6 protein-coding genes are annotated in these 8,613 nt (G+C 67.8%); 1 reads left to right on the top strand and 5 read right to left on the bottom strand.

Going from position 1 to position 8,613, the window contains the following annotated elements:
* The coding region (locus GX543_RS10925) for an MFS transporter (RefSeq protein ID WP_366929064.1) at positions 1-798 on the top strand (798 nt) is incomplete at its 5' end.
* On the opposite strand, the gene GX543_RS10920 is transcribed toward GX543_RS10925, so the two are convergent.
* The 5 genes from GX543_RS10920 to GX543_RS10900 all read right to left on the bottom strand — a co-directional run bounded on the left by GX543_RS10920 (position 785) and on the right by GX543_RS10900 (position 8,591).
* Positions 785-2,437 (bottom strand): MDR family MFS transporter, encoded by a 1,653-nt coding sequence (locus GX543_RS10920; RefSeq protein WP_290851932.1) that lies wholly within the window; start codon positions 2,435-2,437, stop codon positions 785-787. The two genes, GX543_RS10925 and GX543_RS10920, sit on opposite strands and share 14 nt — an antisense overlap.
* 43 nt (positions 2,438-2,480) lie before the next feature.
* Positions 2,481-2,951 carry a MarR family transcriptional regulator gene (locus tag GX543_RS10915; protein ID WP_290851930.1) on the bottom strand — a complete coding sequence of 157 codons (471 nt, stop codon included), beginning with the start codon at positions 2,949-2,951 and terminating at the stop codon, positions 2,481-2,483.
* Positions 2,952-3,089: 138 nt separating this feature from the next.
* Positions 3,090-6,518 carry an ATP-binding protein gene (locus GX543_RS10910; protein WP_290851928.1) on the bottom strand — a complete coding sequence of 1,143 codons (3,429 nt, stop codon included), beginning with the start codon at positions 6,516-6,518 and terminating at the stop codon, positions 3,090-3,092.
* Positions 6,519-6,531: 13 nt separating this feature from the next.
* Complete coding sequence (locus GX543_RS10905; RefSeq protein ID WP_290851927.1) at positions 6,532-7,131, bottom strand: DUF4194 domain-containing protein; 600 nt, start codon at positions 7,129-7,131, stop codon at positions 6,532-6,534.
* The gene (locus tag GX543_RS10900) at positions 7,128-8,591 is read right to left on the bottom strand and encodes a DUF3375 domain-containing protein (RefSeq protein WP_290851926.1); all 1,464 of its coding nucleotides are present in this window, start codon (positions 8,589-8,591) and stop codon (positions 7,128-7,130) included. Before GX543_RS10900 ends, GX543_RS10905 begins: the two co-directional genes overlap by 4 nt.
* Positions 8,592-8,613 lie beyond the last annotated feature (22 nt).

Here is an 8,613-nt window from a genome sequence, read left to right as displayed (position 1 = left end):
GGGCTCACCGTCCTGGCGTTGCTGCTGCCCTTCGTGGAGTCCGGGAACTATCCGATCGTCTGGGCGGCGCTGCCGCTCGGCGGCGTCTTGCTCTACCTCTGGGTCCGCTGGGAACGCTGGTACCCGAGCCGCGGCGGCAGCCCGATGGTCGACCTCGCGATCTTCCGCACCCGCAGTTTCACCAACGGAACGATCATCGTCGGTCTCTATTTCCTCGGGATGACCAGCGTGTGGGTGCTGGTGGCCATCTATCTGCAGAATGGCGCCGGGCATTCGGCGCTCGCTGCCGGGTCGGTGGGCATCCCGGCGGCGATCATGGCGTCGCTGTCGTCCATTTGGGCGGGCCGCCGGGTCAGCGACTACGGGCGCAAGGTGGTCATCGGCGGCCTGATCAGCGGACTGATCGGGCTGGGATTGAGCATCCTGGTGGTGGTGCTACACGAGGCCGGTCTGGCCAGCGAATGGTGGCTGGTCCTGACCCTCGCGTTCGTCGGCGCCGCGCAGGGATCGGTGATCAGCCCGAACCAGGCGCTCACCCTCGCCGAGGTCCCCCTCACGTATGCGGGCAGCTCCGGCGCGATCATGCAGACCGGTCAGCGCATCGGCACCGCGGTGGGCATCGCGGTCATCACCGCGATCGTGTTCACGCTGCTCGACGACGGCTCGTGGGGTCTGGCGATTCCGGTCGGATTCGCGGTGATCGCGCTGGTCCTCGCGATCGCGCTGGCTGTTGCGATCAAGGACCAGCGCGATCGGCGGAGTGTCGAGGCTGAGCGGGCGACGGTCAGCGGCGGCTGACCGGCACCTTCGCCAGCGGGTCGTCGTCGCGGCGCTCGACGTCCGCGTCGAGCTCGGCCTGCGGCGCCGCGTCGGTCGCCTCGGGAGCGGCGTCCTTGGCCGGCGCCTTCGCGATGGTCGTGCGGAGCGGCACCTCCTTGACCAGCAGAATGCAGACGAAGGTCACCACGGCGGTGGCGGCGGAGATCAAGAAGATCGGGCCGAACGCATCCGAGTACGCGAAGTGGATCACCGTCTGCACCGGGCCGGGCAGACTGCTGATGTCGAGCTTGGTGTCGCCGGACGGCATCGCACTGGCGTCGATGCCGATCGAAGCGAGTCCATCGTTGACGTTGCCCGAGACGAGGCTCGTGAGCACAGCGCCGAGCACTGAGACGCCCACCGCGCCGCCCAGCGAGCGGAAGAAGGCGATGGCGCCGGAAGCGGCGCCGACTTCGGTGACGTCGACCGTGTTCTGCACCACCAGGACGATGTTCTGAATCAGGGCGCCGATGCCTGCACCGGCGATGGCCATGAAGATCGCGACCTGGACATAGGGGGTGGTGTGGTCGATCATGCCGAGTCCGGCAAGGCCGATGAGCATGAGGGTTCCGCCGAAGATCATGACCGGTTTCACCCGGCCGACACGGCTCACGATCTGGCCGCCGATGGTGGCGCTGAGCATCTGCGCGACGATCATCGGGATCGTCATCAGGCCGGCCTCCGTGGGCGAGTTGCCCACGCCGAGTTGGAAGTACTGGGTCAGGAAGACACCGGGACCGAACATCGCGACACCGACGGCGAGGCTGCCGATGATCATCAGGACGGTGGTGCGGTTGTGCAGCACGCGCAGCGGGAGCATCGGTTCGGGGACGCGCAGTTCCACCACCACGGTGAGTCCGGCGGCCACGAGGAAGGCGACCAGGATGGCGCCCGACTGCCACGAGATCCAGTCGTACGAGGTACCGGCGAACGTGACCCAGAGCATCGGGAGGGCGGCGGCGATCGAGAGCAGCACGGCGCCGACATAGTCGATCTTGACGCTGTCGCGCTTGGCGGTCGGAACATGCAGGGTCAGCTGGAGGACGATGAGCGCGATGACGGCGAGCGGAACGCAGACGAAGAAGGTCCAGCGCCAGCCCAGGTGATCGGTGATCAGTCCGCCCAGGAGCGGACCGGAGACGGTGGCCACGGCCATGACCGCGCCCATGTAGCCGGCGTAGCGACCGCGGTGCCGCGGGGTGACGATGGAGCCCATCACCGACTGCGTGGTGGCGATGAGGCCACCCATCGCGATGCCCTGCAGAGCGCGTGCCGGCATCAGCAGCCACACCTCGTGCGAGAAGCCGGCGATGACCGAGCCTGCGACGAATAGCACGATCGCGGTCTGGGTCAGGACCTTCTTGTTGAACAGGTCCGACAGCTTGCCCCAGATCGGGGTGCTGATGGTCATGGTCAGCAGGCTCGCGGTAATGACCCACGTGTACTGACGCTGAGTGCCGCCGAGCGAGGCCATGATGGTCGGCAGGGCGGTGGCGACGATGGTCGTGGAGATCATCGCGGTGAAAAGGGCGGCCAGCAGACCGGTCATGACGCCCAGGATCTCGCGGTGCGAGTACTCCTTGGGGCCTGCGGTCGCGGCGGTTGCGGGAGCGGTCACGAGAGACCTTTCAGAAAGTGCAGTGGAACGGGCAGTGAGGCAGTTAGCGCGCGGGTTCGGTGGACGAGTTCGCGGGCTGTGCCTCGAAGGTCGCGGCGAGCGGTTCGCGGAGTCTGCTGAGGACGGCCTCGGCCTGGGCAACGTCGTCGTCGGACCATTCCGCCAGGCGCTCGGCGAAGTGTGCGATGAACTTGGACTGGCGAGCCTTGACGTAGTCGAGACCGATCGGGCTCAGCGAGAGCAGCGATGCACGCGCATCGTCGGGATCGGCACGGCGGATCACGTACCCCTCGGATTCGAGGGCACCGACGGCACGGGAGGCGACGGGCAGCGAGACGGTGAGGGCCTCGGCGAGTTCGGTGAGTCGGGCGTCCGTCCGCTTGAGGTGCTTGAGAATGCTGATCTTGGTGCCGGTGATGCCGCCGCCATGGTTGCGCTTGCGGCCCATCTCGAACAGACGCACCAGTTCGATGGCCTCGGCCAAGATGCGCCGAGCTTGTTCGTCGTCGACCACGCAGTCCTCCTTAGTTACGGTAAGCAACTATAGGTGCGAATGCTTACCCATAGCAACTATGCAGGTGGGGCTGAGTAACTTACGAAACATTCCCGTTTCGGGTGCGAGTCCGGCGGCCGTCAGTGCGCCGGACGGTCACTATGGCGCAGACTCATCCACAGCGACCTGCACCAGATCCCGCACCGCCCGCTTCTCGCGGTATTCCTCGATGGTCAGGCACTGCAGCTGCGAGTAGCTGCCGCCGCGGTTCTCCACGTAGCCGACCGCGGAGACGAACGGCTCGATGGTGTAGATCTTCGTCAGCGGGGTGACGATCAGCAGCTGCAGCCCGAGCCTCGCGAACAGTGAGAGGGCGTAGCGGGCCGAGTCGTCCGAGCCGCGACCGAAGGCCTCGTCGATCACGACGAAGCGGAAGTCGCGCGACATGGTGGCACCCCACTTGAGGTCGAACTGGTAGGCCAGCGACGCGGCGAGGATGGTGTAGGCCAGCTTCTCCTTCTGGCCGCCGGACTTGCCGTCGGAATCGGTGTAGTTCTCGTACTCCGCGTCGGTCTCCACCCACCGCTCGGAGGCGGCGAAGGTGACCCAATTCCGCACGTCAGTGACCTGCTCGGTCCACTTGCGGTCGAGGTCGGTGAAGCCCTCGCGGCCGCGGAAGCGTTCCACCAGTGCCTTGACCAGGAGGAACTTCTCCTCGGCGTAATGGTCGTCGCTGTCGGCCTCGAACGAGCCGTCGCTGCACTGGCGCAGATCGGCGCGGAACTCCCGGATCTCCTGCGACGCGGACGGATTGACGTCCAGGCGAATGTAGCGGCCCGGGTTGTACTCGATCCCGGCGAGCGACTCGTTGATCGTGTCGATCTTGGTGCCGATCAGGTGGACCTCTTTGTTGAGCTTGGCGGCGAAGATCGCGATGTCGCGGATCGCGTTGGTGTTCAAGTAGTTCTTGAACTCGTCCTCGAAGCGGGGAAGGTCGTCCTCGGCCAGGCGGCGATGCAACTCGCGGTACTCGTCGGCCGAGGCGATGTCGGCGTCGAACTCGGTGGTCAGCACCGGATGGTTCCGGTTGAACTCCGACATCCGATTCACCACGCGGGTCTCGTAGGTGCCGGCGCGGCTGGCGTGCTGCTCGGAGTCGTCGGTGAGCTTGTTGGTCATCGACGACTCGAGTTCGCCGCACTCGGCGACGGTGAGCGGATGGTCGTCGCCGACGTCGGCGCGGGCCTTGGCACGGTACTGGTCGACGTCGGCGCCGATGGCCGCGAAATGCGGCTCAGCGTCGGCGAACTCGGGATCGCCGACCAGTTCGCGGGCGGCCTCGCGCGCCTGCTCGCCCTGACTGCGGGCCATCTCGAGGCGCGAGACCTTGTCGCGCAGGCCGTCACGGGAGGCGTCGGCCACCGACAGCTGCTCGCGGGTGGCGGCGATCGCGTCGGTGACCTCGGCCAGCTCCGACGACGACTGCTCCAACTCGGTCTTGCGCGCGACGAGCTCGGCGACCCGCGCACTGGACCCGGCGGCGTCGATCATGTCGAAGCTCGGGTAGGCGTCGAGGCCGATGAGCGCATTGCGACGGTCCATCAGGTTGCGCCGACGCTCCTCGAGATCGGTGATCTCGGCGTCGGCGCGGTTGAGGTCGTCCTGCACCCGCTGCCCGGCGCTGAACAGCGCCGAGATCTTCTGCTCGTTGCTCCAACCGAGGACAAAGTTGCGGCGGTCGTCGACGCGCTGCGAATCGTCCTTCTCGTGGCGACCGCCGCCGGAGCGGACCTGGCCGTTGACGGTGACGGCGACGTCGGCCGCGCGGAACTCGTCGAGCGTCTCGGCGCAGATGTGCCGGGCGCGCTCGAACAGCCTGCGCTCCAGCCACGCCTCGAAAGGCCCCTCCTTGATGTCGATCTTGTGGGCGAGAGCGGCCGCTGGCGGGGCAGTCGCGCCCTTCGATGAGACGTGGTCGGAGACCTTGAAGTAGACCACCCGGCCGCCGAGATGGTTCTGATCGATCCACGCGGAGACGTCGTCGTACAGGTCGGTCGCGACGAGCAGGGAGAGGCCGAAGCCGCGCAGCACGCGCTCGGCGGCACCCTCCCAGCGACTCTCGTCCGCGCGGACGCCGATCAGTTCGCCGACGAAGGGGAGCTCGTCGTGGGGGATGCCGACGCCCTGGCAGATCAGTTCGCGGATCCGCAGGTTGCGGTCCGGGATGTTGCTGGTGCGGCCGCGCAGGCTGGCGATCTCGCCGGCCACGCGCCGTCCTTCGCCGTCGAGTTCGCGGCGGCTGTACCGGACCTCGTTGAGCGCGTTCTCCACTTCGATCGCGTCGGCGTCGAGCGCGGCCACGGCATCGCTGACCTCGGTGCGACGCTGCTCGAACTGGCCGCGGTCGGCGACGGGCGCGAGGCCGGCGTCGTCGATCATCCTGCTGTACCGGTCGAACGCGGCCGAGCGCTCGTCGCGCTGGCGGGCGGTCTCAGCGATCTGCTGCTCGAGGACGGCGATGTCGGTGCCGCCGAGGCCTGCCTGGCGCAGTTCCAGTTCACGGAGGGCCAGGCGCAGGTCGGCGAGGTCGCGGTCGACGGTCTCCAGCGCGGTCCGGGTGGCGGCGAGGTCGCGGTTCTGCTCGTCCAGACTGTTGCCGAGGAGGTCGTCGCGCTGCTGCGCGAAGTAGAAGCGCAGCGCCGCGCGACGATCCTTCATCTCGGCGGACATCTCGGTGTGGCTGCGGTACTTGTCGTGGTCGGTGAGCAGCGGCTCCAGCTCGCTGAGCTGGGTGCGCGCCAGCACCACGGCGTCGTGGGCGGCGGTGAGGTCCTCGAAGTGCGCGACCATCGTGTCGACCCAGCCGGACGAGTCGAACGGTTCGAGCATGTGGTCGCGGACGAAGTCGTTGAGGTTGCCGACGGCCTTCATCGAGACCGTCTGGTGGAACAGCTCCATCGCCTGCTCGGAACGGATGGCCAGCGATCGACGGTAGTCGCGGCCGTACTCGGGGAAGTGCTCGTGGATGCGGGTCTCGCCCTCCTTGAGCCGCTTGCGCAGGGCACGGAGGTCGGAGCCGAAGTCGGCGAAATCGGTGGCGATGTCGAGTGCGCGGTCGGTGACGGTGAAGAAGCGTTCGGGCTGCCCGCTGTCGTGCCGCATGGAGAAGACCTGCGCCAGGGTGACGGTCTCGTCGTAGCCCTCGTTGGCGAAGACGCCGAGGATCACCGAGTAGTTGCTCATGCCGCGCAGCGCCACCGGACGCGAGGCGCCGGTGACCTCGTTGCGTTCGGACTTGTAGTAGCCCAGCACATACGACCGCAGGTCGCGCTCGCGGGACTCGCCTCCCGCCGCCTTGTTGTAGGCGACGCGGTGCGCAGGCAGCAGCAGGGTGGTGAGGGCGTCCACCAGCGTCGACTTCCCGGAACCGATGTCGCCGGTCAGCAGCCCGTTCTCGCCGTCGAGGTTCAGGGTCCACACGCGCTGGTCGAAGGTGCCCCAATTGAGGACCTGGAAGCGCTGCAGTCGGAAACCCGAGCGCGACGAGGCCGCGTTCTCGAGTTCGGTGGGCGCGAACAATCCGGTCATCGCTGCTCCTGTGTCATCGCTGTTCCTGCATCATCGCCTCGGCGTATTCGGCCAGGTGGGTGTCGAAATCGGCCAGCCACTGGGCGTCGACGTACGCCTTGATGACCCGGCGCACCTCGTACTCGCCGTCCTGACCGGGCATACGTCGCAGGAAGCCGAGGTCGGCGACGCGACGGATCGCGGTGTCGGCCTGATCGACGGTGCGGGCCTCGTTGGTGGAGGCGGGGAAGAACGGTCCGATCAGCTCGCGCAGCTCCTCCGCGGCGAGGACCAGGCGGTTGCCCGCATCGGTGGTGTCGTGCTCGGCCAGCTTCTTGCGCAGCAGCGCCAGCAGCAGCGAGGTGTGCAAGGGCAACTGATGGCGCGCGACGAGGCGCGGGATGCCGAGATCAGCGAGCTCGTCGTCGCCCTTGGACCGCAGGAAGGCGTAGCCCTCGGCCTCGTCGATCACCACCGCCAGCCCGAGGGTGGCGACGTGGTCGCTGATCTGTGCGGCCAGCCCGAGGACGTGACGCCATGCGGTCTCGGCGGTGTCGCGGTAGACCACGCCCTTCATCAGCGACGTGACCGCGAGCGCGAGGTTCAGTTCGTCGCGGGGGACGGGGCGGCTCATCGATTCTCCTGCCGGTTGCTGTCGGGTGTGGGTCGCACGTAGATCACCCGCGGCACGGTGGCGGTGCGACCGCGGCCGGCGTCGTCGGTCCACGAGACGGTCTCGGTGGCCGACTCGTCGAAGGTCTTGGTGAAGCCCTCGTCGGTCAGCGAGAGGTAGGTGATCAGTTCGGCGAGACCCTGCTCGATCGGGGTGTCGGCGATGACGTCGGCGAGCGTCACCTGATCGGCGCGACGAAGCCTGGTGCGGACCCGGGCGATCAGCGGCTCGGGATCGATGTGGACCTGCTCGAACAGGGCGGTCGACTCGCCTTCCGCGTGGCCTTCCTCGATGCCGTCGCTGGCGACCTCGACGGCGGCGGCGAGGCGGTAGAGCGGTCGTTCGAGCGGCAGGTGCACGCTGGGCGTCGGGGAGTCGATCTCGTGCTCGAAGTCGTCGGCGCGGCGGTCGCGGATGGAGTAGGCGGTCGATTCGATGTTGCGGAGCAGGTCCATCACGCGGCGGTTCTCGAGCCACGCCTGATCGTCGAGGAAGCGGCGCAACTGCTCCGACAGCCGGCGGACGGTGCTCTGGGCGCGGGTGCCCGCGTCGAGCCAGTCGTGGTGGATGTTGGTGAGGCGGGTGTCGTCGTCGACGAGCCCGTCGAGCGCCTGCGTCTGGCGAACGAGGTCGTCGAGCTCGTCGAGCCGGTCGGCCGAGAGCAGGAGGTCGTAGAAGGCTTGGAAGCTGCGCCCCTGGTCGGAGTCGCTGATGATGTTGCGGCTGCCGACCACCTCGTCGAGGAGCTCGCCCTTGGTGCCGCGCCACGTGGCGATCCGCTCGCGCATCTCGCGGTCGAGGCTGCGGAAGTTCGACTCCACCTCGCGGAAGTCCGACAGCAGGGCGCGGGCGATGTCGGCGAACTGCTGGTAGCGGTCGCGGCGACTGGTCTCGTCGAGGACGTTGAAGTCGCCGCGTTCGGCGGCCTCGATCTCCGCATCGATCTCGGCGCGACGACGGCGCAGCTCGGTGAGCCGGATCTCGGCGTCGGTGCTGGCGCCGTACACGATCTGTCGGAGGAGATCGATGACGGTGTTGAGGCGCGACTCGGTGCCGACGAACCCGCGGTCCCGCAGCGACCGGACCCAGGCGACCGCTCGCTCCACCGCGGGCGTCGCGTCGTAGTGCGGCTCGTCGCTTTCGATGACGTAATACTTGCGCAGCCACCCGGTGTCGGCGGCGGCCCATTCGTCGAGGTAAGCCTTCGGGGTGCGCGGATAGGTGCCCTCGCCGAGGCGCTTGTTGAGGCCGTACAGCTCGTCGTCGAGCAGGCTCACCAGCGCCGACTCGGAGATCTCCCGGACATTGTCGTCGACGAAGACCCGACCGAGGAACGCGAGCAGCAGCGGGGCGTTGTCGGCCCGCAGCAGCCGCCATGCCGCGTTGCCCTTCCGGACCGCGACGATCTCGTCGAATTGCACCTGGACAGGGTATCGGGGGAGC

It is taken from the genome of Gordonia sp. (in: high G+C Gram-positive bacteria) (genome assembly GCF_012515855.1).
Taxonomy (GTDB): Bacteria; Actinomycetota; Actinomycetes; order Mycobacteriales; family Mycobacteriaceae; genus Gordonia.
This window is presented reverse-complemented; position numbering and strand designations above follow the sequence as displayed.